The sequence below is a fragment of the Streptomyces lydicus genome (assembly GCF_000717345.1).
GTDB lineage: Bacteria > Actinomycetota > Actinomycetes > Streptomycetales > Streptomycetaceae > Streptomyces > Streptomyces lydicus.
The window spans coordinates 253459-280144 of record NZ_JNZA01000008.1 but is presented as its reverse complement, the minus strand read 5'-3'; the positions used below and the strand labels follow the sequence as shown (position 1 = coordinate 280144).

Genomic DNA, 26686 nt, shown 5'->3' with positions numbered 1-26686 from the left:
ACAGCGCCGGGCCTGGACGATGAGGTCCGGGCCCGGCGCTGTCCGTGCTGCTGCTGGTGTGCTGCCGCGGGCCTCAGCCCGCTACGCGTGCGGCGAGCGCGTCGCCGATCTCGTCCGTGCTGCGGGCGGTGCCGTCCCGCGCCTCCAGGTCGGTCGCGACGGCCTCCTCGATCCGGGCGGCCTGCGGCGCGAAGCCGAGGTGGCGCAGCAGGAGGGCGACGGAGAGGATCGTCGCGGTCGGGTCGGCCTTGCCGGTGCCCGCGATGTCCGGGGCGGAGCCGTGCACCGGCTCGAACATCGAGGGGAACTCGCCGGTCGGGTTGATGTTCCCGGAGGCGGCCAGGCCGATGCCGCCGGTGACGGCCGCGGCGAGGTCGGTGAGGATGTCACCGAAGAGGTTGTCGGTGACGATCACGTCGAACCGCTCGGGCTGGGTGACGAAGAAGATCGTCGCGGCGTCGACGTGCAGGTAGTCGGTGGTGACCTCGGGGTACTCCGCACCGACCTTGTCGAAGATGTTCTTCCACATGTGGCCCGCATAGACCAGCACGTTGTTCTTGTGCACCAGCGTCAGCTTCTTGCGGGGCCGGGCGTTGGCCCGCTCGTACGCGTCCCGGACCACGCGCTCGACGCCGTAGGCGGTGTTCAGGCTGACCTCGGTGGCGACCTCGGCGGGCGTGCCGGTGCGCAGGCTGCCGCCGTTGCCGGTGTACGGGCCCTCGGTGCCTTCCCGTACGACGACGAAGTCGATCTCGGGGCGGCCGGCCAGCGGGGTGGCGGTGTTCGGGAAGAGCTTCGACGGGCGCAGGTTCACGAAGTGGTCGAAGGCGAAGCGGAGTTTGAGCAGCAGCCCGCGCTCCAGGACGCCGGACGGCACGGACGGGTCACCGATCGCGCCGAGCAGGATGGCGTCGTGCTGCTTGAGCGACTCCAGCTCCGCGTCCGGCAGCGTCTCGCCGGTCGCGTGCCATCGCTTGGCACCAAGGTCGTACTCCTTGGTTTCCAGCTTGACGTCCTGCGGGAGGACCGCGGTCAGGACCTTCAGGCCCTGGGCCACGACTTCCTGGCCGATACCGTCACCGGGGATCACTGCGAGGCGAATGCTGCGAGACATGTCTGGACCCTACTCTTCGTCCCATTCATTGACACGTCATGTCCGCCATCCGGACAGCGGTGCCGGTCAACCCGTGGGTCGACCGGCATGACTGAAGGTCACCGCGCTCGCCGAATCCGGCGCGCGCATCGACCACTTCGAGGTCACCCGGTCGCACCGGGCCGGCTGACGCCCGCGCGGGGCACCCGGGATCCGGGTGCCCCCGTGGCGTTCCTCAGGGACAGATCAGACGGGCCAGCGAGCACCGGAGCCGCCACCAGCAGCGGCACGGCACCGACGACAGCGCCGCCCCGGCGTGTGCGCGCACCGTCTCAGTGCCCGGTCGAGCCGCCGTTGTCACGGCGGTCGAGGGCGCGCTGGAGAGCGGCCGCGGCGTTCCTGCGGTCGGCTTCGTTGGTCGTACGGGCGGAGTGACGGGTCCTGCGGACGGCAGTCTCGGCCATGATTCACGTCTCCAATGCCTGAGCCCCGAGAAGGATGGATGCGTCGATCCAGAAGCGGCCGGAAGGGGCGGGGGCCTCGGCACGGCAGGGGTCACCTGCACTGACGCACCGGGCCGCATCCGCATGCGCTCGATGGAGCGGTACGTTCGGCTCCTACAAAGCTAGGACAGCTCGGCCGTGATGTCTGCACAATTACTTGGGCTTCCTACTATTTGAGACGGCGACCGTGTGCTCGAACGAGTGCTCCTCGGATATTTGCTGGTCAGGGCCGTACATGCGCTGGCTAACGTCGCGGTGTCGCTTGTGCCACGAGGCCGAGCCCGCCCACACTTGAGGAGGAGGTGCTGCACATGACCGCTCTCGCATACGAGGCGCCGGAGGCCACGATGCCCGGACCTGACCGGGACGAGTATCTGTGGCAGACATGGAAAGCCATGGAACTCCCCGAGGGCCTTCACGCCGAGATCATCGAGGGGTCCATCGAGGTGTCGCCCACCGGTCGCTATTCGCACGGCCAGATCACCAACCTGCTGCGGGACAAGCTGGTGGTGTTCCTCGCAGACAGGGGGTACGTCGCACGCCAGGACATGAACGTCGTCCACGAGCGCAAGGTCTGGATCCCCGACCTTTTCGTCACGCCGGCGGACGCCGATGGGCACATGACTGACGACGGCATCGGTGTGGCGGCATCCGCCGTACCGCTGATCGTCGAGGTCGTCTCACCCGGTCACGACGACACGCTGCGCGTCCGCAAGCGCCGCGCCTACGCCCGCGCCGGCATCCCCGTCTACGTCATCATCGACGACTACGACGACCACGGTCACGTCACCGTACTCACCTCCCCTTCTCCTGAAGAAGCGAACTACGGCGACTCGATGCGGAGACCGTACGGGACCGACATCACGATCCCCGAAGGCCCTGTCAAAGGCTTCGTCATCGGCAAGGCAATCACCGGCCAGGCCCGCTCCGCCGGCGTGCGTACGGGCGTCAGCCCATGTGCGGGTAGCGGTAGTCCGTCGGCGGGACCAGGGTCTCCTTGATGGAGCGGGTGGAGGTCCAGCGCATCAGGTTCTGCTTGGCACCGGCCTTGTCGTTGGTGCCGGAGGCACGGCCGCCGCCGAAGGGCTGCTGGCCGACGACGGCGCCGGTGGGCTTGTCGTTGATGTAGAAGTTGCCGGCCGCGAAGCGCAGCTTCTCGCAGGTGGCGGCGGCCGCCGCGCGGTCCTGGGCGATGACGCAGCCGGTCAGGCCGTAGGCCGAGGCGGACTCCATCTGGGTGAGCATGGCGTCGTAGCCCTCGGCGCTCTCGTCGTCGTAGACGTACACGCCGAGGATCGGGCCGAAGTACTCGTCCTTGAAGATCTCGTTCTCCGGGTCGGTGGAGACCAGGACCGTCGGACGGACGAAGTAACCCTCGCTGTCGTCGTACGTGCCACCGGCCACGACCTCGACGGTCGGGTCGGCCTTGGCGCGGTCGATCGCCGCCTTGTTCTTGGCGAACGAGCGCTCGTCGATGACGGCGCCCATGAAGTGCGACAGGTCGGTGACGTCACCCATGGCGAGGGACTCGACCTCGGCGGCGAACTCCTCCTTGAGGCCGGAGTTCCACAGCGAGGCCGGGACGTAGGCGCGGGAGGCGGCGGAACACTTCTGGCCCTGGAACTCGAAGGCGCCACGGGTCATGGCGGTCTTCAGCACGCCGCGGTCGGCCGAGGGGTGGGCGACGATGAAGTCCTTGCCACCGGTCTCGCCGACGAGCCGCGGGTAGGTCTTGTACTTCTCGATGTTCACGCCCACCGTCTTCCAGAGGTACTGGAAGGTCTTGGTGGAACCGGTGAAGTGGATGCCCGCCAGGTCGGGGTGGTTCAGCGCCACCTCGGAGACGTCCTTGCCGTCACCGGTGACGAGGTTGATCACGCCCTTGGGCAGCCCGGCCTCCTCCAGCAGCTGCATCAGCAGCACGGCGGCGAAGGTCTGGGTCGGGGACGGCTTCCAGACGACCACGTTGCCCATGAGGGCGGGCGCGGTCGGGAGGTTGCCGGCGATCGCGGTGAAGTTGAACGGCGTGATCGCGTAGACGAAGCCTTCGAGCGGGCGGTGGTCGGAGCGGTTCCAGACGCCCGGGGAGTTCGCCGGGGGCTGCTCGGCGAGGATCTGGCGCGCGAAGTGCACGTTGAAGCGCCAGAAGTCGATCAGCTCGCAGGGGGTGTCGATCTCGGCCTGCTGGGCGGTCTTGGACTGGCCGAGCATGGTGGCGGCGGCCATCGTCTCGCGCCAGGGGCCGGAGAGCAGGTCGGCGGCCTTGAGGATGATCGCGGCGCGGTCGTCGAAGGACATCGCGCGCCAGGCCGGGGCGGCGGCCAGCGCGGCGTCCACCGCGTCCTGGGCGTCGTCGACCGTGGCGTTGGCGTACGTGCCGAGCCGGGCGCGGTGGTTGTGCGGCTGGACGACGTCGAAGCGCTCGCCGCGACCCATCCGCCGCTCGCCGCCGATCGTCATGGGCAGTTCGATCGGGTTGCCGGCCAGCTCCTTGAGCTTGGCCTCCAGGCGGGACCGCTCCGGGGTGCCGGGGGCGTAGGTGTGGACCGGCTCGTTCACCGGCACGGGGACCTGGGTCACAGCGTCCATGGCCGTTCTCCTTCGATCGTCGGTTCGTACGTACGTAAAGGGCCGGGGGCTCAGCCGATCAGCCGGTCGCCCGCCACCGTCATCCTCGGGTCGCCAGCGACCGGAGGAAGAATCCGAGGTTCGCGGGGCGCTCGGCGAGCCGGCGCATGAAATATCCGTACCAGTCCGTGCCGTACGGGATGTACACCCGCATACGGTGCCCCTCGGCGACCAGCCGCTGCTGCTCCGCCTCGCGGATGCCGTACAGCATCTGGAATTCGTAGTCGGCCGGCTTGCGGCCGTTGCGGTGCGCCAGCTCCTGGGCGATGGCCACCATCCGCGGGTCGTGCGAGCCGACCATGGGGTAGCCCTGCCCCGCCATGAGGATCTTCAGACACCGCACATAGGCCCTGTCGACCTCTGCCTTGTCCTGGAAGGCGACGGTCGCGGGCTCCTTGTACGCGCCCTTGACCAGCCGCACCCGGGAGCCTTCCCCGGCCAGCGCGTGGCAGTCGTCCTCGGTGCGGAAGAGGTAGGACTGCACCACCGCACCTGTCTGGGGGAAGCGCTCCCGCAGCTCGGCGAGGATCGCCAGGGTGGAGTCGACCGTGGTGTGGTCCTCCATGTCCAGGGTCACCGTCGTGCCGGCCTCGGCGGCGGCCTCGACCACCGGAGTGACGTTCTTGAGCGCCAGCTCGTGGCCGCCGGACAGCGCCTGGCCGAAGGCGGACAGCTTCACCGACATCTCGGCCTTGACGCCGAGCCCGTGTTCCTTGAGGGCCGCCGCCAGCTGGAGGTAGGCGTCGCGGTTGCGCAGCGCCTCGGCCGGGTCGGTGATGTCCTCGCCGAGGTGGTCCAGGGTGACCTCCAGGCCGCGCGCGGCCAGGCCCCGGACGGCCGCCATGGACTCCTCCAGGTGCTCGCCGGCGACGAACCGCTCCACCACGGGGCGGGTGACCGGCGCGGCCGCGACGATGCGGCGGATGCTGTCGCTGCGCGCGGCGGCGAGAAGCACGGGACCCAGCATGGGGCACCTCCACGATTCAGGATGACAAATGCCTGCGACGCCGGCGGCGCGAACGCGTCGGCAAGATTGAGCCACCTGAAATTTAAGGATCGCGCCACTTCGCGGCCATCGACAGCTGTCACGCCTTCGTGGCCGGGATCTCAGACAGATGTATGAGAATGGTGGCGGGAGCGACCAGTGCGACAGGAGAGGGCCGGGTGACCGATGCGGGGCGACTACCAACAGCTCGTGGACGAGATCTCGGCGGCGCTCGGCGCACCCGCGACCCTGGAGGACCGCGACTTCGGACTGATCGCGTTCGGCGCCCACGAGAGCGAGGACGACGAGGTCATGGACCCCGTGCGGACCCGTTCGATCCTCCAGCGCCGCTCCTCGGCGGCGGTACGGGCCTGGTTCGAGGCATTCGGCATCGCCCGTGCCAAGACGCCGCTGCGCATTCCGCCGGACCCGGCGGCCGGCGTCTTCAAAGGCCGGATCTGTCTGCCCGTACGCCACCGGGGCATCGTGCACGGCTACGTCTGGCTGCTGGACGACGGACACCTGACCGATCTGGCCCTCGGCGGCCACGGCGCACGGCCCGACCCGCGCATCGCGCAGGCCATGGAGACCGCCGCCCGGATCGGCGCACTGCTCGCCGACGAGGCCCGCGCCGGGACCGAACTCGGCGATCTGCTGAGGGAGTTGCTGGTCACTCCGGCCGACGGCCGGCCCGCGGCGGCGGCCGCGCTGGGCGAGGCACTGCGCGACACCCTGCGCTTCACCCCGGGCACCCCGCTCACCCTGGTGGCGGTGACCCCCTGGGACACCTCGGACACCGGCGCGGCGCCGCTGCCGAGCCTGCCGGGCCTGCTCGCCGCCTGTCCGCTGCGGCCGGGGCAGCAGGCGGCGGCCGTGCCCGCCCTGGCCGCGCTGGTCCGGCTGCGTCCGGCCGGCGCGCTCGCCCCCGCCCATACCGTCGCCGAGCATCTGCTGCGTTCGCCGCGGGCGGGCGGCGGACCGGCCACCGCGAGCCCGCGCGGGCCGGCCCGGGCCACCGTCGCCGGCCCGCCGCACCGGCCGGGGGCCGCCGGAATCGGCCTCGGCACACGGGAGTTGACCGAGCTGCCGGCCACCTGGCGGGAAGCGCTGGACGCGGCCCGCGCGGCCCGCGCCGAACCCCGGCTGGGCCCGGTCGCCCAGTGGGACGACATCGGCTCGTACCGCATGCTGACCGCCCTGCCGGCCACCGGCCCCGACCCCGCCATCGGCCCGCTCCTCTCCCCCGCGCACGCCGAGCTCGCCCGCACCGCCGAGGTGTTCCTCGACTGCGCGGGCCAGGCGAGCCGTACCGCCCAGGTGCTGGGGATCCACCGCCAGACGCTCTACTACCGCCTGGGCAGGGTGGAGAAGCTGACCGGCCTCGACCTCGACGACGGCGGACACCGCCTGCTGCTGCACATGGCGCTCAAGGCGGCGCGGCTGTGAAGGGGGCCCCGGGACGCCCGGTTCCGTGCGCGCCGACGGCCGGTCACGGGCACGGACCGGGCACGGGGGGGGGCTCGTCCGGCTGACCAGGAGCACCGCCCGAGGTCGGCAGGCACTCGTCAGGGCGCGGTCCTCCGGGGCCGGGTCCCGGTGCGGAAGACGAGCAGGACCGCGACGAGCCCGGTGGCGAGGAGCACGCCGCCCGCCGCCGGCAGGGTGGCGAGGGTGCCGAGCACCGCGACGCCGAGCGCCGAGCCCGCCTGCCGGACGCCGTTGAGCGCGCCCTGGCCGGTGGCGGCGAGCTCGGGTGGCGCGGAGACGGCCATCTCGGCGGCGGCACCGGGGATGGAGAGGGTGCCGGTGGCGGCGAGCGCGAGTTCGGCGGCGACGACCAGGGCAAGTGGGGGGTGGTGGCCCCCGCAGAGGGCCAGCAGCACACCGGCCGCCACGGACGCGGACATGCCGGTCAGCAGCACCGGGCGGGCCCCGTACCGGGCCACCAGCCGGCCGGTGAAGAACGGCATCACCCACACCGGGAAGGTGAGGGGCAGGGCGGCCAGGCCGGCCTCGAACGGGGACAGCGCGTAGGTGTGCTGCAACCAGAGGGCGAGCAGGTACATCCCCCCGAAGAAGGCGAAGCAGGACACCGCGGCGGCCACCATGGCGGCCCGCACCCGGGGCAGCGCGAGCAGGGCGGGCGGCAGTACGGGAGCGGCGATGCGGCGTTCCACGGCGGTCAGCGCGGCGAGGGCGAGCAGCGCGCCGGCGAGCGGGCCCCACGAGTACGGCGAGGCCCAGCCGTACAGGCCCGCCTCGACCAGGCCGAAGGTGAGGGCGCCGAGCGCGGCGGTGGACAGCAGCAGCCCGCAGCGGTCCAGGGCGCGCACCGTCCGAGTGGGGGGCTTCGGTAGGCGCCGGGCGAGCAGCAGGGCGGCGAGCGCGAGGGGCGGGTTGATCAGGAACACCAGCCGCCAGCCGCCGAGTTCGACCAGGCCGCCGCCGAGGACGGGTCCCGCCGCGGCGCCGAGGCCGCTCAGCGCGGTCCAGGCGCCGATGGCGCGGGTGCGGCGGGCGGGGTCCGGGTTGAGGGCGATGAGCAGGGCGAGCGAGGCGGGCACCAGGCCGGCGCCGGCGGCGCCGAGCAGCGCCCGGCCGGCGATCAGCGTGCCGGCGTCGGGCGCGGCGGCGCAGAGCGCGGACAGCACGGCGAAGGCGGCGAGCGCGACGCGGTAGACCCGGCGCGCCGTCCACCGGTCGGCGAACACGCCCCCGGCGAGCAGCAGTCCGGCGAAGACGACGGTGTAGGCGTCCACGGTCCAGGGCAGCGCGGCGGCGGCAGGGTGCAGGGAGCGCTGGACGTCGGGGACGGCGACGTTGAGGACGGAGGTGTCGAGGAGGACGAGCAGGTTGCCGGCCGCGATGCCGGCGAACGTCAGGCGGGACCGTGCGGGTGGAGCGGCGGCGATCGGGCGTGCCGTGGTGTCGGTGGTCATGGGAGAAAGGTGGCCCGACGCCCCCTGGGCGGGCGACGCCGCAATGTCGATGCCCCCATCGGAATGTCCGATGGGGCGTGGCATGCTGACGCGGTGGACTCCCGTTATCTGCGCGCCTTCGTCGCCGTCGTCGACCACGGCGGGATCTCCGCCGCCGCCAAGGAGTTGGGGTACGCCCAGTCGAGCGTGAGCGCCCAGCTCAAGCGGCTGGAGGCGGATTTGGGCGTCGCCGTGCTGGTGCGCGCCGGGACGGGCGCCACGCTCACCGAGGCGGGGCAGCGGCTGGTGCCGTACGCGCGCGAGGCGCTGGAGCTGGAGGAGCGGATGCGCCGGGCCGCGCGGGGCGACCGGCCCAGGCTGCGGATCGGCGCCCAGGAGTCGCTGGCGCACGCGTGGATGGCGGATGTGCTGGCGGCGCTGGAGCACGGCGCGGCCGGTCCCTGTGCGCGCGCCGACGTCGAGCTCACGGTGGGAAACCGTCGGCACCTCGAACGGGCCTTCGCGGCCGGGGAGTTGGACCTGGTCCTCCAGTACGACAACGGGGCGCGGGCGCTCGGTCCGCACGCCGTGGTGGGGCACGACCGCACGGTGCTGGTGGCGGCACCCAGCCATCCGCTGGCACCGCTGGCGTCGGTGCCGGCGGAGCGACTACTCGCGTACGACTTCCTGGTCGCCGAGCCGGGCTGCACCTCGGAGATGATGGTGGACCGCTTCGGGCGGGACCTGCTCGCGGGGGCGCACCTCGCGACGATCACCGGCTCGCTGTCCGCGCTGCTGCGGCTGGCCGGACACGGGCACGGCGTCTCACTGCTGCCGGAGCTGGCGGTCGCGCGGGAGCTGGAGCGGGGCGAACTGGTCGAGCTCCGGCTCGCCGAGCCGCTCCGCCCGGTCAGCATCGTCGCCCAGTGGCGGCCGCGCCTCGGCCGCGCCGAACGCCCGCTGCACGCCCTGCTCGACCTGGCCCGCCGCGCCGACCCGCTGCCCGAGGCCATGCCCCGGGCGGAGGTCTCCTGAGCCGCGCAGGGCGCACACGGCGCGCCACGGCCGAACGGAGCCGCACCGACCGGGCCGTCGACCGTGTGCCGCCCGCGGCACGGCGGCCGGTCACTTCCGGCCCAGCACCTCGCCCGCGGTGACCCGGCGCAGCGCCTCCGCGAGATCGGCACCGGACGGCATCGCGTCCGGGGTGATCAGCGACTGCACCATCAGGCCGGTGAGCAGCGCCTGGTAGAAGGAGCCGACGACCCGGGCGGCGTCCGCGTCGACCTGGGTGTCCGGCACCCCCTCGAAGACCGCCACCAGCCCCTCGCCGCCCTCCGGCAGCACCTCACCGATCGCCTCGCGCAGCCCCGCGTCGCGCGGCAGCAGCCCGAGCACCTCGACCTGCGCGGCGATGAACTCCCGTTCCGTGGTGATCCGTTGGAGCACCTTGTCCCAGCTCGCGGCGAACCGCTCCAGCGGGTCCGCGTCGGCCGGGGGCGCCGCGTCCCCGGCCGACGGCGCCTCGGCGACGCTCGCCCCCCACTCCTCGCTGGACGCGATGACGGCCTGGCGCATCAGGGCGTCCTTGGAGCCGTAGTGGTATCCGATGGAGGCGAGGTTGGCGCCGGAGGCCGCGACGATGTCGCGGGCGGTGGTGCGCGCATAGCCCTTCTCCAGCAGACAGCGCTTGGCGCCTTCCAGCAGGTCTTCACGGTGTCCCATGCCGGCAGCCTAGCCCCGTACATACGCCCGTACCAGACAGCTGTCTAAAACGTACGTATACGACCGCCGGGAGGAAGGAGCCGAGGTCAGCGGGGCCGGTCCGGGCCGGGTCGCGTGCCCTGGCCGGTGCCGTCGTCGATCTCGACCTCCTCCCGGTGGATCTCGGTGGTGATCTCCCGCTGCTCGGTCACCCGCTCGGTCTCCAGCCACACCCGCTCGACCGGCACCATCTTCTTGCTGACCGTGGGCTGCTCCTCGTGCAGCACGACCTCGGCCTGCTCGCCACCGGACCGCGGACCGGTCCGGCCCGCCAGCCGGTCCTCCTCGGTGATCTTTTCCCGAACCACCCGCACCTCCTCGTGGCTGACCGGGACGGTGCGGTGCACCTCCTCGGTGACCACGTGCTTCCTCAGGTACGCCCGGCCGCTCACCCGCTCCTCGGTGCCGATCTCGATCCGCTCCTCGGAGAGCACGACCTCGTGCACCTCCTGCCCACGCGGCTCCCCGTCCCGGCGGGCGTCCGTGCGGTCGCTCCCCCGGCTGCCTGCACCCGCCCCCGCCGTGGGCCGGTCGATCAGCTTGTTGCGTTCGCCGCGCGGCGGGACCTGGTGGGCGGTGTCCGCCATCGCCCGGGTCCTGGCGGCGGCGCGCGGCGCACCGTCGGCGGGCGGTGACCCGACGGCCGGGGGCGCGTCCGAGACCACCGTGGGGCCCGCGGCGACGCTCTCCTGCCCGCCCGGGTCGTCCGCACCACCGGCCTCATCCGCACCGCCCGGGTCGGCCGCACCGCCCGGGTCGGCCGCACCGCCCGGGTCCGGCGCCTCGCCCGGCCGGTTCAGCCCGTAGTGGCGGTAGAGCCGCTCCTCCTCCGACGGGTCGAGATGGCCGTCGGCGTCGATCCGCGGCGCCTGCTTGATGGTGTCCTTGGTGTACGGAACGTGCAGGTCACCGCCGGTCCGCCGGGCCCCAGGCAGCGGGATGAAGGTCTCCTTCATCCCGAACAGTCCGGTACGCACGGTGACCCACTCGGGGTCGTTGGTGGCATCGTCCCGGTAGACCTGCTGGACCGTGCCCACCCGCACGCCGTCCGCGTCGACCACGTGCAGGCCGGTCAGACTCTGCGGGGAGTCTCCCAGGGGTGCGTTCATGGCGTCGTCTCCTTCTGCCCGCGCCGGCGGGGACCGCACGGTGCCCCGTGCCCCGTTCCCATTGCGCGTCGCCGGGCGGGGGCGCGCAAACGCGGACGGGCCCGGACCCCGCCGAAGCGGGGCCCGGGCCCGTTGGCCGTGCGCGGGACCGGTCAGTGACCGAGGTTCACCGCACGCGCCGAGGTCGCGCCGATCTCCTCGGCGATCTCGTTGAGCACCTGCGCCGGAATCGTGTCGTCGACGGTCAGCGCCACCAGCGCCTCGCCACCGACATCCGCCCGGGAAACCTGCATCCCGCCGATGTTGATGCCCGCCTCGCCCAGGATCCGGCCGACCGTGCCGACGACGCCCGGACGGTCGCTGTACCGCAGGAACGCCATGTGGTCGGCGAGCGACAGGTCGATGGAGTGCTCACCGACCGCCACGATCTTCTGGATGTTCTTGTGGCCCGCGAGCGTGCCGGAGATCGACACCTCGTCGCCGCCCGTCAGGGTGCCGCGCACGGTCACCACATTGCGGTGCTCGGGCGACTCGCTGCTGGTCGTCAGCCGCACCTCGACGCCGCGCTCCTGCGCGAACAGCGGGGCGTTGACGTAGCTCACCGTCTCGTCCACGACGTCCTCGAACACGCCCTTGAGCGCGGAGAGTTCGAGCACCTTGACGTCGTGCTGGGTGATCTCGCCGTACACCTCGACGTCGAGCCGCATGGCGACCTCGCCGGCCAGCGCGGTGAAGATCCGGCCCAGCCGCTCGGCCAGCGGCAGCCCCGGCTTGACGTCCTCGGCGATCACACCGCCCTGGACGTTGACCGCGTCCGGCACCAGCTCGCCGGCCAGCGCCAGGCGCACCGACTTGGCGACCGCGATACCGGCCTTCTCCTGCGCCTCACCCGTCGACGCGCCCAGGTGCGGCGTGGCGACGACCTGGTCGAACTCGAAGAGCGGGGAGTCCGTGCACGGCTCGACGGCGTAGACGTCCAGACCGGCGCCGGCCACCCGGCCCTCCTTCAGCGCGCTGGCCAGCGCCACCTCGTCGACGATCCCGCCGCGCGCGGCGTTGACGATCCGGACGGACGGCTTGACCTTGTGCAGCGCGTCGTCGCCGATGAGACCGACGGTCTCGGGCGTCTTGGGGAGGTGGACGGTGATGAAGTCCGCGACCTCCAGCAGCTCGTCCAGGGTCAGCAGCTTGACGCCCATCTGCGCGGCACGGGCCGGCTGGACGTACGGGTCGTAGGCGACGACCTTCATGCCGAAGGCGGACATCCGCTGCGCGACCAGGACGCCGATCCGGCCGAGGCCGACCACGCCGAGGGTCTTCTCGCTGAGCTCGACGCCGGTGTACTTGCTGCGCTTCCACTCGCCGTTCTTCAGGGCGGTGTTGGCCTGCGGGATGTTGCGGGCGGTGGCGACCAGCAGACCACAGGCGAGCTCGGCGGCGGTGACGATGTTGGAGGTCGGGGCGTTCACGACCATCACGCCGGCCTTGGTGGCGGCGGACACATCGACGTTGTCCAGGCCCACACCCGCACGGGCGACGACCTTCAGCTTCTTGGCGGCGGCGATGGCCTCGGCGTCGACCTTCGTCGCGCTGCGCACGAGGATGGCGTCGACGTCGGCGATCGCGGGCAGCAGCTCGGCGCGGTCCGCGCCGTTGCAGTGCCGGATGTCGAAGTCCGGGCCGAGTGCGTCGACGGTGGCGGGCGACAGCTCTTCGGCGATCAGTACGACGGGTTTCGAGCTCACGTGGTCTTCATTCCTCACTAGTCCTTCGCGGACGGCCGTCCCGACGGCCGAAGGCGGTGAAGGGGGAAAGCCGCGTGGAAGACGCACGACGCTGTGAGCCTGACGCGCTTGTGTTGGCAGTGTAGTGGCGGTGCGGGGCCGGTCCTGTGCCGTTGCGGAAGGATCACCCGTGCGTGGTTCTACGCGGTGGACAAGGCGCCCGACCGGCGGAAGGCCGGGCACATGGACGAGGGGGCCGCGAGTTGCTTCGCGACCCCCCGTCCAGTTGGCTTACGCCTCGTCGTCCACCCAGCTCATCAGCTTCCGCAGCTGCTTGCCGGTGGTCTCCAGCAGGTGGTCCCCGTCAGCCTTCTTGTACTCGTTGTACTTCGGCAGACCGGCGTTGTACTCCGCCATCCAGTTGTTGGCGAAGGTGCCGTCCTGGATCTCCGTCAGCACCTTCTTCATCTCCGCCTTGGTCTGGTCGGTGATGATGCGCGGACCGGTGATGTAGTCACCCCACTCGGCGGTCTCCGAGACCGACCAGCGCATCTTCTCCAGACCGCCCTCGTACATCAGGTCCACGATGAGCTTCAGCTCGTGCAGGCACTCGAAGTACGCGATCTCCGGCTGGTAGCCCGCCTCGACCAGGGTCTCGAAACCGGCCTTGACCAGCGCCGACGCACCGCCGCACAGCACCGCCTGCTCACCGAACAGGTCGGTCTCGGTCTCCTCGGTGAAGGTCGTCTTGATGACGCCCGCACGGGTGCCGCCGATGGCCTTGGCGTACGACAGCGCCAGCGCGAACGCGTTGCCCGACGCGTCCTGCTCGACGGCCGCGATCGCCGGAACGCCACGGCCCTCCTCGTACTGGCGGCGCACCAGGTGGCCCGGACCCTTGGGGGCGACCAGGGCGACATCCACGCCGGCCGGGACCTTGATGAACCCGAAGCGGACGTTGAAGCCGTGGGCGAAGAACAGCGCGTCGCCGTCGTTGAGGTTGTCCTTGATGGACTCCTCGTAGACCTTCGCCTGGATCGGGTCCGGGATGAGGATCATGATGACGTCGGCCTCGGCCGCCGCCTCGGCGGGGGTCACCACGCGCAGGCCCTGCTCCTCGGCCTTCGCCTTGGACTTGGAGCCCTCGTGGAGGCCGACGCGCACGTCGACGCCGGAGTCACGCAGGGAGAGCGCGTGGGCGTGGCCCTGGCTCCCGTAGCCGATCACCGCGACCTTGCGGTTCTGGATGATGGACAGGTCGGCGTCGTCGTCGTAGAACAGCTCGGCCACTTCGGGTATCTCCTTGGATCTAGCGGGTGCCCACACAGTACGTCGGGCGGGGTGAGGAAGGTCGGTGGGTCTCGCCATGCGGTCCGGTACCGGGCCGCGGCGGACCGGGAGGATCAGGCCGTACGGTCCAGGGCGCGCAGCGAACGGTCGGTGATGGACCGGGCACCACGGCCTATGGCGATGGTGCCGGACTGCACCAGCTCCTTGATGCCGAACGGCTCCAGCATCTTGAGCATCGCCTCCAGCTTTTCACTGGATCCGGTGGCCTCGATCGTCACGGCCTCCGGGGAGACGTCCACGGTCTTGGCGCGGAACAGCTGGACGATCTCGACGATCTGCGAGCGGGTCTCGTTGTCCGCGCGGACCTTGACCAGGACCAGCTCGCGCTGGATCGCGGCGCCGGGCTCCAGCTCGACGATCTTCAGGACGTTGACGAGCTTGTTGAGCTGCTTGGTGACCTGCTCCAGCGGCAGCGACTCGACGCTGACCACGATGGTGATGCGGGAGATGTCGGGGTGCTCGGTGACGCCGACCGCGAGCGAGTCGATGTTGAAGCCGCGGCGGGAGAACAGCGCGGCGATCCGGGCCAGGATGCCGGGGGTGTTCTCCACCAGGACGGAGAGCGTGTGCTTGGACATGGTCTTCTCTCTTTCGCTCTTCGTCGTCTCAGTCGTCTTCGTTGTCGCCGAAGTCGGGACGCACGCCCCGGGCGGCCATGACCTCGTCGTTGGAGGTGCCGGCGGCGACCATCGGCCACACCTGGGCGTCCTCGTGGACGATGAAGTCGACCACGACCGGGCGGTCGTTGATCGCGTTGGCCTTGGCGATGACCGCGTCCAGCTCGGCCGGGTCCTCACAGCGCATCGCGACACAGCCCATCGCCTCGGACAGCTTCACGAAGTCCGGGATGCGGGTGCCCGCGCTCGGCTGCTTGCCGTCGGCGTCGGGGCCGCTGTGCAGCACGGTGTTGGAGTAGCGCTGGTTGTAGAAGAGGGTCTGCCACTGGCGGACCATGCCCAGCGCGCCGTTGTTGATGATCGCGACCTTGATCGGGATGTTGTTCAGCGCGCAGGTGACCAGCTCCTGATTGGTCATCTGGAAGCAGCCGTCCCCGTCGATCGCCCAGACCGTGCGGTCCGGCTGCCCGGCCTTGGCTCCCATGGCGGCCGGCACGGCGTAGCCCATCGTCCCGGCGCCGCCGGAGTTCAGCCAGGTGGCGGGCTGCTCGTAGTGGATGAAGTGGGCGGCCCACATCTGGTGCTGGCCGACGCCCGCCGCGTAGATCGTGTCGGCCGGCGCGAGCTGACCGATGCGCTCGATGACCTGCTGCGGGGAGAGGCTGCCGTCGTCCGGCTGCTCGTAGCCCAGCGGGTAGGTGTCGCGCCAGCGGTTGAGGTCCTTCCACCAGGCGGTGTAGTCGCCCTTGTGGCCGGCGTCGTGCTCGGCCTGGACGGCGACGATCAGGTCGGCGATGACCTCCCGCGCGTCACCGACGATCGGCACGTCGGCGGCGCGGTTCTTGCCGATCTCCGCCGGGTCGATGTCGGCGTGCACGACCTTGGCGTACGGCGCGAAGGAGTCCAGCTTGCCGGTCACCCGGTCGTCGAAGCGGGCGCCGAGGGTGATCAGCAGGTCCGACTTCTGCAGCGCGGTGACCGCGGTGACCGCGCCGTGCATGCCGGGCATGCCGACGTGCTGGGGGTGGCTGTCGGGGAAGGCGCCCAGCGCCATCAGCGTGGTGGTGACCGGCGCGCCGGTCAGCTCGGCGAGCACCTTCAGCTCGGCGGTGGCGCCGGCCTTGAGCACGCCGCCGCCGACGTACAGCACCGGGCGCTTGGACTCGACGATCAGCCGGGCGGCCTCACGGATCTGCTTGGCGTGCGGCTTGGTCACCGGGCGGTAGCCGGGCAGCTCGGTGTGCGGCGGCCAGCGGAAGACGGTCTGCGCCTGGAGGGCGTCCTTGGCGATGTCGACGAGGACCGGGCCGGGGCGGCCGGTGGAGGCGATGTGGAACGCCTCGGCGATCGTCCGCGGGATCTCGGCGGGGTCGGTGACCAGGAAGTTGTGCTTGGTGATCGGCATCGTGATGCCGCAGATGTCCGCCTCCTGGAAGGCGTCCGTACCGATCGCCTTGGACGCGACCTGACCGGTGATCGCGACCAGCGGGACCGAGTCCATGTGGGCGTCCGCGATCGGGGTGACGAGGTTGGTGGCACCCGGCCCCGAAGTCGCCATGCACACGCCGACCTTGCCGGTGGCCTGGGCGTATCCCGTAGCGGCGTGGCCGGCGCCCTGCTCGTGGCGCACCAGGACGTGCCGGACCTTCGAGGAGTCCATCATCGGGTCGTACGCCGGCAGGATCGCACCGCCGGGAATGCCGAACACGGTGTCGGCCCCGACCTCCTCCAGCGCACGGATCAGGGACTGCGCACCCGTGACGTGCTCGACGGTCGCGGGCTGCTGCGGTCCGCCGGCGGTACGGGCCCGCGGCTGCGGATGGTGGGCCCCGGTGGCCTGCTCGGTCATCTGCGTCTCTTCTCGAAGCTGAGGGTTTTGGCGGGATTTGTGAGGTTGCTGTGCAACAAAAAACCCCCCGTGCCATGTGGCAAGCGAGGGGAGCGCGTCGGTGCGGTCAGCTGGGTCTCTTCAGGGCCCAGCTTCAGCCGACGCGCTTTCCAAGTACGAGAATTCGGGTGCGCATGGCACTGACCCTCCCCCCGCCGTGCACCGAGTGTCAAGTGGGTGGGACAGAGGTCTCACTATTTGAGCGCAATGGCGGATGCACGAGCGAATCCGGGCCCGCCGGACCACCGTGCCGCACCGTCACGCCACGGCCGCTGAGCACCACCTCGCGGCTCTGGCCGGGCAGCTCGGGCACCGGGTAGCCGGTGTGCGTCAGCGTCCGGCGCAGCCGGTGTTCGTCGAGCGGGCCGGAGAAGGCCAGACCCATCCCGTGGGTGCAGCCCATGGACCGCAGCGCGAGGATCTGCTCGGGCAGGTCGACGCCGTCGGCGACGGACTGCAGGCCCAGGTCACCGGCGATCCGCAGCAGACCGGCGGTGATCTTGTGCAGCCGGGCGGACTCCACGACCCCGTCGACCAGCCCGCGGTCCAGCCGCAGCACGTCGATGGGCAGCCGGCGCAGCGCGCTGATCGCGGCGTACCCGGTGCCGAAGCCGTCCAGGGCGATCCGTACGCCGAGCCGGTGCAGGGCGACCAGCCTGCGCTCCAGGTCGTCCAGCGGGAGCCGGGGGTCACTTTCGGACAGTTCCAGGACGAGCGACCGGGACGGCAGGCCGTGCCGGGCGAGCAGCGATTCGACGCCCTTGGGGGACAGCGCCCGGTCCAGCAGCCGCCGGGCGGAGAGCCGGACGGCGACCGGGATCTGGTGCCCGGCGCGGTGGCGCGCGGCCGCCTGCGCGACGGCCTCCTCCAGCTGCCAGCGGTCCAGCTCGGCGGCGCGGTTGCCGTCGTCGGTGAACCGGCCGCGGTCCCCGACCCGCAGGAATTCGGCCGGCGTGAAGAGGATGCCCTCGTCGGAGCGCCAGCGGGCGTGCGCCGCGACCGCGGTGACCCGCCCGGTCGCCAGCTCGACCACCGGCTGGTGCAGTAAGGCGAAAGCGCCGTCGTTGAGCGCGGTACGGAGCTTGGTGGCGAGCTCGGCGCGGTGCGCCACCTCGTCCTGCATCTGCGGGGCGTACAGCTCCACCCGGCCCTTGCCTGCCTGCTTGGCGCGGTACATCGCGAGGTCGGCGTTGCGCAGCAGACCGGCGGGGGTGACGCCGGGCTCCGCGAAGGCCACGCCGATGCTGGCGGCCACCCGGACGTCCCGGCCGTCGATGCGGTACGGCTCGGAGAGCTTGATGCGCAGCCGGTCGGCGATCTCCAGGATGCGGAACTCGCGGGCCGCGTGGTCGCGGGTGCCGTCCCCGGTGATCAGCGCGGCGAACTCGTCGCCGCCCAGCCGCGCCGCTATGTCCCCGGAGCGCACCGAGTCCCCGAGCCTGCGGGCGGCCTGCACCAGCAGCTCGTCCCCGGCCTGGTGCCCGATGGTGTCGTTGACCTGCTTGAAGCCGTCGAGGTCGATGTAGAGCACCGCGGTGTCGTGGTCGCTGGCCCGGCGGCCGGTGACGGCCTTGGTGACCCGTTCGGTGAACAGCGCCCGGTTGGGCAGGTCGGTCAGCGCGTCGTGCGAGGCGTTGTGCTGGAGCTGGGCCTGCAGCCGGACCCGTTCGGTGACATCACGGGAGTTGAAGATCAGGCCGCCGTGGTGGCGGTTGACCGTGGACTCGACGTTCAGCCAGCCGTCGCCGCCGGAGCGCCGCGCGCCGGCCCGGAAACGGCACTCGATGCGGGTGGTCGGTTCGTCCTGCGGGTCGGCGGCGAGGAATCTGCGGACCTCGTGGACGACCCGTCCCAGGTCCTCGGGGTGGATCAGCGAGGCCAGCTCGGAGCCGACCAGTTCGTCGGCGTCCCGCCCGTAGACACCGGCGGCGGCCGGGCTGACGTAGCGCAGCACACCGGAAGGGGCGGCGATCATGATGACGTCGCTGGAGCCCTGCACCAGGGAGCGGAAGTGGTTCTCCTTCTGGGCCAGCTCCTGGGTGAGGGTGATGTTGTCGAGCAGCATGATGCCCTGGCGGACGACCAGCGCGAGGACGACCGTGCAGCCCGTGAAGAGCACCACCCGGTCGATCCGGCGCCCGTCCAGGACGTTGGTGAGGATGCCGAGCGTGCAGACCGCGGCGGCGAGGTACGGGGTGAGCGCGGCGAGCGAGCCGGCGATCGGGCGGTTGCCGTGCGGCTCCGGGCGGGCGACGGCCGGCGCGAGCTCCTCCGGGTCCTCCTCGCCGGCCCGCCGGGCGACCCAGGGGGCGTACGCGAGCAGCATCGAGCCGGCGAACCATCCGGCGTCCAGGATCTGGCCGGAACGGTAGTGCTCACGCAGCAGCGGCGAGCTGAACAGGGCGTCGCACAGTACCGTCAACGCCAGTGCCGCGACCGCGGTGTTGATCGCGGAGCGGTGCACCGAGGAGCGCCGGAAGTGCAGCACGAGCACCATGCTCACCAGCACGATGTCCAGCAGCGGATACGCCAGCGACAGCGCGCACTGGGCCACGCTGCGGCCCTGGAAGTGGGCGGTGTGGGCGAGCGCGAGGCTCCACGAGAGGGTGAGCAGCGACCCGGCGATCAGCCAGGAGTCCAGGCCCAGGCAGACCCAACCGGCCCTGGTCACCGGCCGCTTGGCGAGCACCAGCAGGCCGACGATGGCCGGCGGCGCGAACAGCAGAAAGCAGAAGTCCGCCGGCGAGGGGCTGGGGACCGGCGTTCCCTTGACGACCTCGTACCAGCCCCATACGCCGTTGCCGAGGCCGGCCATCCCCGAGGAGACGGCGAACAGCAGCCAGGCCGGGCGGAACCGGCTGCGGTGCCGGCGGGCGTACAGACCGCAGGAGACGGCCGCCACCAGCGCGGCGAAGCTGAGCCCGAAGTCCCCCATGAACAGGGCGACTTCGTGGGAGCCCCAGCCGAGCGCGGCACCGAGCGCGTAACCGCCGCAGACCACGGCCAGGACGACCTGCGGCACCGCGCTGGGCGGACTGCCGGCCGGCACCGGGGGCCGGGAGAGCATCGCTCCGGGGGCGCTCACCGCGCTCTCCCGCTGTCCCGTACCGGCTGCCACCGCGAGCGGTGCGCCTGGGGTCGTCGCCGCGTCCCCGCGAATGCTTGTGGATAGCGCCTCTCACGGATCGTCCATCGGCCGTCCATCGCCCGTCGCCCCCCTCGCGTTCCGGATCTTTCACACTGCGCCGCTTTCGTCCGGCGCTGTCCCCGCTCGGACGATACACCAGTTCCGTCACTCAGCGACATAGCACTTCTACGGAGCGTGACGGGGGCGAGTTTTTGAATACCCCCCGCAGTCGTACGGCCTCGTAGTGCTACGCGCAACCCGTTTCAGTCGGCGGTGGCGATCACGTTCCGGAGGGGCTCGCGGGCCGCGAAAAGCGTCAACTGGTCCCGCAGCAGCCGCTTCGCACGGGGCAGGAAGGCAGAACTGGGGCCACCGACGTGTGGAGTGATGAGCACGCCGGGAGCGTGCCACAGCGGATGTCCGGCGGGCAGGGGTTCCGGATCCGTGACGTCGAGCGCCGCGCGCAGCCGCCCCGACTCCAGTTCGGCGAGCAGCGCCTTGGTGTCGACGATCCCGCCGCGGGCGATGTTCACCAGCAGGGCGCCGTCCTTCATCCGCGCCAGAAAACCGCTTCCGACCAGGCCACGGGTCTCTTCGGTGAGCGGCGTGGCCAGCACCACGACGTCCGCCGCGGGCAGGAGGGCGGACAGGTCGGAGAATGGGTGCACAGGACCGCGCACAGTGTCACGCGCGGTGCGAGCGACGCGCACCACCCGCGCACACTCGAAAGGCGTGAGCCGGTCCTCGATGGCACTGCCGATCGAACCATAGCCCACAATGAGGACCGACTTGTCGGCGAGGGCGGGCCGGAAGCCCGGCCGCCACTCCCCCGCGTCCTGGCTCCGTACGAACCCGGGGACGTCGCGCAGCGCCGCCAGGATCAAAGTGAGCGCGAGCTCGGCGGTGCTGGCGTCGTGCAGCCCGCGGGCGTTGCACAGTTGGGCACCGGACGGCAGCTGGGCGAGGCCGGGCAGCATGTGCTCGATACCCGCGGTGAGGGTCTGCACCACCCGCACCCGGCTCATCCGGGACAGCGGGCGCAGGCTGACTTCGGCGCCCTTCATGTAGGGGACGGCGTAGAAGACGCACCGGGCCGGGTCGGCCGGGTAGTCGGGGCCGGCGTCCCAGTGCACGTAGTGGAGACCCTCGGGGAGGCCCTCGATCTCACCGGGGGGAATCGGGAGCCATACGTCGTTCGCATCGGTGCGCTGGTCTGCGGTTGCCATGGCTCGAGGCTATGCGAAGAGATGTTCTGCTCAGACGTTAGTTTGGTCTGGCCCTTGACCGGGGGCGAGGGGACGGAGGCACAACCAGGTGGAGCGCAGGACAATCGGTGCGGCGGCCCTCGAAGTGGGCTCCATAGGGCTCGGCTGCATGCCGATGAGCTGGGGGTACACCGAGTCGCAGCGCAGCGGGGAGAGCTCGCTGCGGGCCGTGCACACCGCACTGGACCGGGGCTGCAGCCTGCTGGACACCGCCGACATGTACGGGCCGTTCACCAACGAGCTGCTGGTGGGACGGGTCCTCAGGGAGCGGCGCGCGGAGGCGTTCGTCTCGACCAAGTGCGGGCTGCTGGTCGGTGAGCAGCACATCGTCGCCAACGGGCGGCCCGGCTACGTCAAGCGTGCCTGCGATGCCTCGCTGCGCCGGCTGCAGACCGACCGGATCGACCTCTATCAGCTGCACCGCGCCGATCCCGAGGTGCCCATCGAGGAGACCTGGGGGGCGATGGCGGAGCTGGTGGCGGCCGGGAAGGTGCGGTCGCTGGGGCTGTGCGCGGTGGGCGCGCGGGCGGTACGGCAGGCCCGCGCGACCCGTACGGTGCGGGGGTCGGGGCTGCGGGCGCGCTCGCGGATGCACGACCTCACGCTCGCCCAACTGGAGCGCATTCAGCAGGTGTTCCCGGTCAGCAGTGTGCAGGCCGAGCTGTCGGTGTGGTCGCCGGAGGCGCTGGAGGAGCTGCTGCCGTGGTGCGAGTCGCGGGGTGTCGGCTTCCTGGCGGCGATGCCGCTGGGCAACGGCTATCTGACCGGCACCCTCACCCCGGGGCAGGGCTTCGAACCGGAGGACATACGGGCCCGCCATCCGCGCTTCACCGCGGAGATGATGGCCGCCAACCAGCCGGTGGTGGCCGGGCTGCGGCGGGTCGGCGCCCGGTACGGCGCGACACCGGGGCAGGTGGCCCTGGCGTGGGTGCTCGCCCAGGGCCGGCACGTGGTCCCCGTACCGGGGACGAAGAAGGAGCGCTGGGCCGCGCAGAACGCGAAGGCCGCGGAGCTGCGGCTGACCCGGGAGGACCTGGCGGAGATCGCGGCGCTGCCGCCGGCGCGGCAGTCCTGGTAGCCCCCGCGCGGGCCCGCGATGTGGTGGGGTGGTGCCAGCCCGGACGACGAGAGGATCCCCGCCGTGCAACGCCGTTCCCTCACCACCCTGTTGGCCGCCGCTTCGCTGCTCCTGGCAGCGGGCTGCTCGTCGGGCGGTGGGCTGCCCCAGGGGGGCGGGAGTACCCCCGCCCCGGCGAAGAGCCCCGGTGCCTCCGCCGGGGCCGGCGCACCGAGCGCCACGCCGTCCGCCACCGCGCCGCCCGCCAAGGGCTCGGTGAAGGTGACCGCCACGCTCACCACCGGGCTGAAGTCCCCGTGGGGCGTGGCGGTGCTGCCGGGCGGCGACCTGCTGGTCGGCTCCCGTGACACCGGGAAGATCGTCCGGGTCGCGGCGGACGGCGGCAAGACCACCGAGCTGGGTTCGGTGCCGGGCGTGGACCCCGGCGGCGAGGGCGGGCTGCTGGGCATCGCGGTGTCCTCGACGTTCGGCACGGACCACCAGGTGTACGCGTACTTCACCACCGCGTCCGACAACCGCATCGCCCGCATGATCTACGACGAGAAGCGCCCCGCGGGCGACCAGCTCGGCGCGCCGGACACGATCCTGCGGGGCATCCCCAAGGGCCAGATCCACAACGGCGGACGGCTCGCGTTCGGCCCGGACAAGATGCTCTACGCCGGTACCGGCGAGACCGGCGACAAGGGGCTGGCGCAGGACAAGGCGTCGCTGGGCGGCAAGATCCTGCGGATGACGCCGGACGGCGAGCCCGCGCACGGCAACCCCGCGGCGGACTCGGTGGTCTACGACTACGGGCACCGCAATGTGCAGGGCCTGGCCTGGGACAGCGACCACCGGCTGTGGGCCTCGGAGTTCGGGCAGGACACCTGGGACGAGCTCAATCTGATCGAGCCGGGCCGGAACTACGGCTGGCCGGAGGTCGAGGGCAAGGCCAAGGGCGGGCAGACGGGCGCCGGCTTCACCGACCCGGTCGAGGTGTGGAAGACCAAGGACGCCTCCCCCAGCGGCATCGCCTACGCCAAGGGGTCGATCTGGATGGCCTCGCTGCGCGGCGAACGGCTGTGGCGGATCGCGCTGAACGGCACCGAGCCGGTCGCGGCGCCCGAGGCGTTCCTGAAGGGCACCTACGGGCGGCTGCGGACGGTCGTCGCGACCGATGACGGCGGCCTGTGGCTGGTCACCAGCGACACGGACGGCCGGGGCACGCCGCACAAGGGCGACGACCGGATCCTGCGCCTGAAGGTGACCTGACCTTCGGCGCGGCGGGGCCGGCCTAGCTCGGGGCCGGTTCGCCGAACAGGCGCAGGCGGTGGGCCACCGCGCCCGCCTCGCCACGGCCGGAGACCCCCAGCTTGGCGAGGATGTTGGAGACGTGCACGCTGGCGGTCTTCGGCGAGATGAACAGGGCGTCGGCTATCTGGCGGTTGCTGCGCCCCTCGGCGACCAGGCGGAGCACGTCCCGCTCGCGCGGGGTGAGCCCGAGCGCCGCGGCGGAGGGGGCGTCCCCGGCGTCCGCGGCGCCGGCGTCGGGTGCCGCCGGCTGCGGCGGTATCAGGCCCGGCAGCGGGATCCGGGCGCGCTGGGCGAGCTGGGCGAGTTCCTCGGCGAGCGGCCGGGCGCCCATCGCATCGGCGGCGGTGCGGGCCTGGGCGAGCAGCAGGACGGCGGCCTCGCGCGGGGTGCGGCCGTCCAGTCCGGCGGTGGCCGGCTCGCCGCTGTGCAGCAGGGACTCGGCCCAGCGGTAGCAGGACCGGGCGAGTTCGTGCGGGCGCTCCAGGGGCTCGAAGGCGGCGACCACCGCGGCCCAGGCGTCGGGGGCCTCGCGGCCCTCGGCGCGGCGGAGTTCGGCGTCGACCGCGAGGCCGTACGCCTCCCACACCGGGGCGACGCGGGGCAGCTTCTTGGCGGCGTCCCGGATGCGGGCGAGGACGGCGGGCCGGCCCGCTTCGGCGGCCGGCAGGCCGCGGGCGTCCGACTCGGCGGCGGCCGCCCACCACAGCAGCGGCCAGGCGTAGCGCTGGATGCCGGGCGGGAAACCGCCTTCCAGGGCCTGTCCGAGGATGGCGCGGGCATCGAGGAGCCGGCCCTGGCGGGCGGCGATGCGCAGGGCGTGCCGCGCCATGGGGAGGGCGTGCTGCGGCTGCGGATCGTGGGTGCCGTAGTACTCGCGGGCGACGACCAGTTCGCGCTCGGCCTCGGCGAGGTCGCCGCGGTCCAGGGCGAGGGCGGCGAGGTGGTTGGCGGCCAGCGCCATGCCGCGGCGGTTCTGGGCGAGGCGGCGGGCGTCGGTGGCGGCCCGGCCCGCCTCCTCCCAACGGCCCAGCGAGTGGAGCGATTCGGCGCGGTTGCCCAGCACCCAGCTGGTGGTGTCCTTCAGGCCGTAGTGGGTGGTGAGTCGGACGCCCTGCTCGGTGACCTCGACGGCCTCGCGCGAGCGGCCGACGCCCTCCAGCGCGGACGGGAGGTTGACGTGGCCGCGTCCGATGACGGCGAAGTAGCCGCAGTCGACGGCGCGGCCGAGGGCCGTACGGAGGTCGGTGAGGCCCTCGTCGACCTCGCCGGAGTCGATCCGCAGCCCGGCGAGGGTCACCCGGGAGTTGAGCTCGGCCTCCTCGTCGCCCACCAACTGGGCGAGCTCCACGGCGCGTTCGGCGGTGGTGTAGGCGCCCGGGCCCGGGTCGTGCAGCGCCGACCAGCCGGCGACGGCGGCCATCACCTCGGCGTGCACCGAGGACGGCGGCAGGCCGCGCACCAGCTCCTGCGCCCGGCCCAGGTCCTCCCAGCCGTTGCCGCGGCCGGTGCCCTGGCACAGCCGGGAGCGCTGCACCAGGAACCAGGCGGTGCGCAACGGGTCGTTCTCCTCGCGCAGGGACCGCAGGGCCCGCTTGGCGATCGTGAAGGCCCGCTCGCTGTCGCCGGACAGCCGGGCGGCCACCGCGATCTCGGCGAGCAGGTCGAGGAAGCGCAGCGCGTCGTCGTCGCAGCCGCAGGCCGGGTACGCCTCGGTGTAGTCGACCGGGCGCACCCCCTGGCGGACCTCCGGCGGGGCGTCGTCCCACAGCTCCAGGGCGCGGTCGAGCAGCCGCAGTTGCTCGGCGTAGGCATGGCGGCGGCGGGCCTGCACGGAGGCGGCGAGCACGGCGGGCAGCGCCTTGGCGGCGTCGTGGGCCTTGTACCAGTAGCTGGCCAGCCGGGCGGCGCAGACGTCGCTGCGTACCAGCGACGGATCGGCCTCCAGGGCCTGGGCGTAGCGCCGGTTGAGGCGGGTGCGTTCGCCGGGCAGCAGGTCGTCGACGACCGCCTCGCGCACGAGGGCGTGCCGGAAGCGGTAGCCCGTGCCGTCCTGGGTGGGCACGAGGGTGTTGCTGCCGACGGCGGCCCGCAACGCCGCGATGAGGTCGTCCTCGGGCATCCCGCAGACGGCGGAGAGGAGTTCGTGTTCGACGGTCGAGCCGCCTTCGGAGGCCGTGCGCACCACTCGCTGGGCGTCCTCGGGCAGTGCCTCGACGCGCACCAGCAGCAGGTCGCGCAGCGGGTCGCTCAGGCCGTGCAGACAGCCCTCGGCGAGGCTGCGGGCCAGCTCCTCGACGAAGAAGGCGTTGCCCTCGGAGCGCTTGAAGACCCGGTCGACGGTGTCCTCTTCGGGAGCGCTGCCGTTGATCCCCGCTATCTGGGAGCGGACCTCGTCCCGGTTGAAGCGGGCCAGTTCGATGCGGCGTACGGTCCGCATCCGGTCGATCTCGGCGAGGAAGGGCCGCAGCGGGTGCCGGCGGTGGATGTCGTCGGAGCGGTACGTCGCCACGAGCAGGACGCGGGCGTCGTGCAGGGCCCGCAGGAGGTAGGCGAGGAGTTCGCGGGTCGAGCGGTCGGCCCAGTGGAGGTCCTCGACGACGATGACGAGCGTACGGTCGGTGGCGAGGCGCTCCAGCAGGCGGGCGGTCAGCTCGAAGAGGCGGGCGCGGCCGATCTCCTCGTCGTGCGCGTCGCCGGGTGTCTCGCCCAATTCGGGCAGGATGCGGGAGAGTTCGCCCTCCTGGCCGGCGACGGCCGCGGCGAGCTCGTCGCGCAGGTGCCAGTTGAGGGTGTGCAGGATCGCCGAGAACGGCGCGAAGGGCAGGCCCTCCGAGCCGATCTCGATGCAACCGCCCAGGGCGACCAGCGCGCCCCGGGCGCGGGCCGCCTCGGCGAACTCCTCGATGAGGCGGGTCTTGCCCACCCCGGCCTCGCCCCCGATGAGCAGGGCCTGGGGCTCACCGGTCGCCGCGATGCGGGCGAGCGCCTCGCCCAGCGCGGCGAGTTCGGCTGCGCGGCCGACGAACACGGGACTGACGGACCTGGTCTCCACGCTGCTGAGCATCGCACAGGCGTCTGACAATCCGGCAGTGGGATTCACCGCGGGGCCCCGGTCCCTGGCGTCCGCGGCGGGTCAGGCGGCGGCACGGCGTACCCGCCACCGCCCGCCCCGCCCGGAACTCACCCGCCCCTCGGCATCGTTCTCCCCGGAACGGCCGGCCGCACGCCCGGCGTGGCCGGCCGCGCGGGCCTCGCGCACCAGGTGCTGCCGCTGGGCCTCGCGGCGCAGCTCTTCGTAACGGACGCGCATTTCCAGCTCGTAGTGGAACACGGTGACTCTCCTC

The 26686-nt window shown here is 72.2% G+C and carries 20 protein-coding genes; 5 read left to right on the top strand and 15 right to left on the bottom strand.

The features are described 5' to 3' along the window. Positions 1–73: 73 nt before the first annotated feature. Together OO62_RS09615 and OO62_RS41290 are read right to left on the bottom strand one after the other, a co-directional pair. Entirely contained in the window at positions 74–1114 is a 1041-nt protein-coding gene (locus OO62_RS09615; protein ID WP_033266850.1) for a 3-isopropylmalate dehydrogenase, read from the bottom strand. A gap of 311 nt (positions 1115–1425) precedes the next feature. Further along, positions 1426–1557, bottom strand: coding sequence for a hypothetical protein (locus OO62_RS41290; protein WP_099055466.1), 132 nt, complete (start codon positions 1555–1557; stop codon positions 1426–1428). A gap of 350 nt (positions 1558–1907) precedes the next feature. On the opposite strand from OO62_RS41290, the gene OO62_RS09610 reads away from it, so the two are divergent. Further along, on the top strand, positions 1908–2597 hold the full coding sequence (locus OO62_RS09610; protein ID WP_078617095.1) for a Uma2 family endonuclease: 690 nt from the start codon (positions 1908–1910) through the stop codon (positions 2595–2597). Here the strand turns inward: OO62_RS09610 and pruA are convergent. After that, positions 2545–4185, bottom strand: coding sequence for an L-glutamate gamma-semialdehyde dehydrogenase (pruA, locus tag OO62_RS09605; RefSeq protein ID WP_033266849.1), 1641 nt, complete (start codon positions 4183–4185; stop codon positions 2545–2547). The genes OO62_RS09610 and pruA overlap by 53 nt on opposite strands. 79 nt (positions 4186–4264) lie before the next feature. Then, positions 4265–5191 carry a proline dehydrogenase family protein gene (locus tag OO62_RS09600; protein WP_033266848.1) on the bottom strand — a complete coding sequence of 309 codons (927 nt, stop codon included), beginning with the start codon at positions 5189–5191 and terminating at the stop codon, positions 4265–4267. A gap of 204 nt (positions 5192–5395) precedes the next feature. On the opposite strand from OO62_RS09600, the gene OO62_RS09595 reads away from it, so the two are divergent. Then, a complete protein-coding gene (locus OO62_RS09595) occupies positions 5396–6655 on the top strand; it encodes a PucR family transcriptional regulator (protein ID WP_033266847.1) in 1260 nt (419 codons plus the stop codon). 119 nt (positions 6656–6774) lie between these two features. On the opposite strand, the gene OO62_RS09590 is transcribed toward OO62_RS09595, so the two are convergent. Beyond that, positions 6775–8148: an MFS transporter gene (locus tag OO62_RS09590; RefSeq protein WP_033266846.1), complete on the bottom strand. Its 1374-nt coding sequence runs from the start codon at positions 8146–8148 to the stop codon at positions 6775–6777. Positions 8149–8241: 93 nt separating this feature from the next. On the opposite strand from OO62_RS09590, the gene OO62_RS09585 reads away from it, so the two are divergent. Beyond that, positions 8242–9162, top strand: coding sequence for a LysR family transcriptional regulator (locus OO62_RS09585; RefSeq protein WP_033266845.1), 921 nt, complete (start codon positions 8242–8244; stop codon positions 9160–9162). Positions 9163–9252: 90 nt separating this feature from the next. On the opposite strand, the gene OO62_RS09580 is transcribed toward OO62_RS09585, so the two are convergent. The 8 genes from OO62_RS09580 to OO62_RS09545 all read right to left on the bottom strand — a co-directional run bounded on the left by OO62_RS09580 (position 9253) and on the right by OO62_RS09545 (position 20932). Next, the gene (locus OO62_RS09580; RefSeq protein WP_033266844.1) at positions 9253–9852 is read right to left on the bottom strand and encodes a TetR/AcrR family transcriptional regulator; all 600 of its coding nucleotides are present in this window, start codon (positions 9850–9852) and stop codon (positions 9253–9255) included. A gap of 86 nt (positions 9853–9938) precedes the next feature. Further along, positions 9939–11000: a PRC and DUF2382 domain-containing protein gene (locus tag OO62_RS09575; RefSeq protein ID WP_033266843.1), complete on the bottom strand. Its 1062-nt coding sequence runs from the start codon at positions 10998–11000 to the stop codon at positions 9939–9941. A gap of 152 nt (positions 11001–11152) precedes the next feature. After that, positions 11153–12745: a phosphoglycerate dehydrogenase gene (gene serA / locus OO62_RS09570; RefSeq protein ID WP_033266842.1), complete on the bottom strand. Its 1593-nt coding sequence runs from the start codon at positions 12743–12745 to the stop codon at positions 11153–11155. 270 nt (positions 12746–13015) lie between these two features. Beyond that, positions 13016–14014 (bottom strand): ketol-acid reductoisomerase, encoded by a 999-nt coding sequence (gene ilvC / locus OO62_RS09565; protein ID WP_033266841.1) that lies wholly within the window; start codon positions 14012–14014, stop codon positions 13016–13018. A gap of 113 nt (positions 14015–14127) precedes the next feature. Continuing rightward, on the bottom strand, positions 14128–14652 hold the full coding sequence (ilvN, locus tag OO62_RS09560) for an acetolactate synthase small subunit (protein WP_033266840.1): 525 nt from the start codon (positions 14650–14652) through the stop codon (positions 14128–14130). Between the two features lie 28 nt (positions 14653–14680). Then, positions 14681–16540, bottom strand: a complete 1860-nt coding sequence (locus tag OO62_RS09555) for an acetolactate synthase large subunit (RefSeq protein WP_033266839.1) — start codon at positions 16538–16540, stop codon at positions 14681–14683. Positions 16541–16748: 208 nt separating this feature from the next. Next, positions 16749–19664 (bottom strand): putative bifunctional diguanylate cyclase/phosphodiesterase, encoded by a 2916-nt coding sequence (locus tag OO62_RS09550; RefSeq protein WP_033266838.1) that lies wholly within the window; start codon positions 19662–19664, stop codon positions 16749–16751. A gap of 305 nt (positions 19665–19969) precedes the next feature. After that, on the bottom strand, positions 19970–20932 hold the full coding sequence (locus OO62_RS09545; protein ID WP_033266837.1) for a 2-hydroxyacid dehydrogenase: 963 nt from the start codon (positions 20930–20932) through the stop codon (positions 19970–19972). A gap of 88 nt (positions 20933–21020) precedes the next feature. Between OO62_RS09545 and OO62_RS09540 the strand changes: the two genes are divergently transcribed. Further along, positions 21021–22049 (top strand): aldo/keto reductase, encoded by a 1029-nt coding sequence (locus tag OO62_RS09540; RefSeq protein ID WP_077193527.1) that lies wholly within the window; start codon positions 21021–21023, stop codon positions 22047–22049. Between the two features lie 63 nt (positions 22050–22112). After that, positions 22113–23300, top strand: coding sequence for a PQQ-dependent sugar dehydrogenase (locus OO62_RS09535; protein WP_033266835.1), 1188 nt, complete (start codon positions 22113–22115; stop codon positions 23298–23300). Positions 23301–23322: 22 nt separating this feature from the next. On the opposite strand, the gene OO62_RS09530 is transcribed toward OO62_RS09535, so the two are convergent. Together OO62_RS09530 and OO62_RS09525 are read right to left on the bottom strand one after the other, a co-directional pair. Beyond that, the gene (locus OO62_RS09530) at positions 23323–26406 is read right to left on the bottom strand and encodes a helix-turn-helix transcriptional regulator (RefSeq protein ID WP_033266834.1); all 3084 of its coding nucleotides are present in this window, start codon (positions 26404–26406) and stop codon (positions 23323–23325) included. Between the two features lie 69 nt (positions 26407–26475). After that, positions 26476–26673 (bottom strand): hypothetical protein, encoded by a 198-nt coding sequence (locus OO62_RS09525; protein ID WP_033266833.1) that lies wholly within the window; start codon positions 26671–26673, stop codon positions 26476–26478. Between the last annotated feature and the right edge of the window lie 13 nt (positions 26674–26686).

What these genes read in the sequence shown, in the direction of transcription:
- OO62_RS09615 (WP_033266850.1), bottom strand. Translation starts at nt 1,114, where the DNA reads ATGTCTCGCAGCATTCGCCTCGCAGTGATCCCCGGTGACGGTATCGGC.
- OO62_RS09590 (WP_033266846.1), bottom strand. Translation starts at nt 8,148, where the DNA reads ATGACCACCGACACCACGGCACGCCCGATCGCCGCCGCTCCACCCGCA.
- ilvN (WP_033266840.1), bottom strand. Translation starts at nt 14,652, where the DNA reads ATGTCCAAGCACACGCTCTCCGTCCTGGTGGAGAACACCCCCGGCATC.
- pruA (WP_033266849.1), bottom strand. Translation starts at nt 4,185, where the DNA reads ATGGACGCTGTGACCCAGGTCCCCGTGCCGGTGAACGAGCCGGTCCAC.
- OO62_RS09530 (WP_033266834.1), bottom strand. Translation starts at nt 26,406, where the DNA reads ATGCTCAGCAGCGTGGAGACCAGGTCCGTCAGTCCCGTGTTCGTCGGC.
- OO62_RS09545 (WP_033266837.1), bottom strand. Translation starts at nt 20,932, where the DNA reads ATGGCAACCGCAGACCAGCGCACCGATGCGAACGACGTATGGCTCCCG.
- OO62_RS09580 (WP_033266844.1), bottom strand. Translation starts at nt 9,852, where the DNA reads ATGGGACACCGTGAAGACCTGCTGGAAGGCGCCAAGCGCTGTCTGCTG.
- OO62_RS41290 (WP_099055466.1), bottom strand. Translation starts at nt 1,557, where the DNA reads ATGGCCGAGACTGCCGTCCGCAGGACCCGTCACTCCGCCCGTACGACC.
- OO62_RS09600 (WP_033266848.1), bottom strand. Translation starts at nt 5,191, where the DNA reads ATGCTGGGTCCCGTGCTTCTCGCCGCCGCGCGCAGCGACAGCATCCGC.
- OO62_RS09610 (WP_078617095.1), top strand. Translation starts at nt 1,908, where the DNA reads ATGACCGCTCTCGCATACGAGGCGCCGGAGGCCACGATGCCCGGACCT.
- OO62_RS09555 (WP_033266839.1), bottom strand. Translation starts at nt 16,540, where the DNA reads ATGACCGAGCAGGCCACCGGGGCCCACCATCCGCAGCCGCGGGCCCGT.
- OO62_RS09595 (WP_033266847.1), top strand. Translation starts at nt 5,396, where the DNA reads ATGCGGGGCGACTACCAACAGCTCGTGGACGAGATCTCGGCGGCGCTC.
- OO62_RS09575 (WP_033266843.1), bottom strand. Translation starts at nt 11,000, where the DNA reads ATGAACGCACCCCTGGGAGACTCCCCGCAGAGTCTGACCGGCCTGCAC.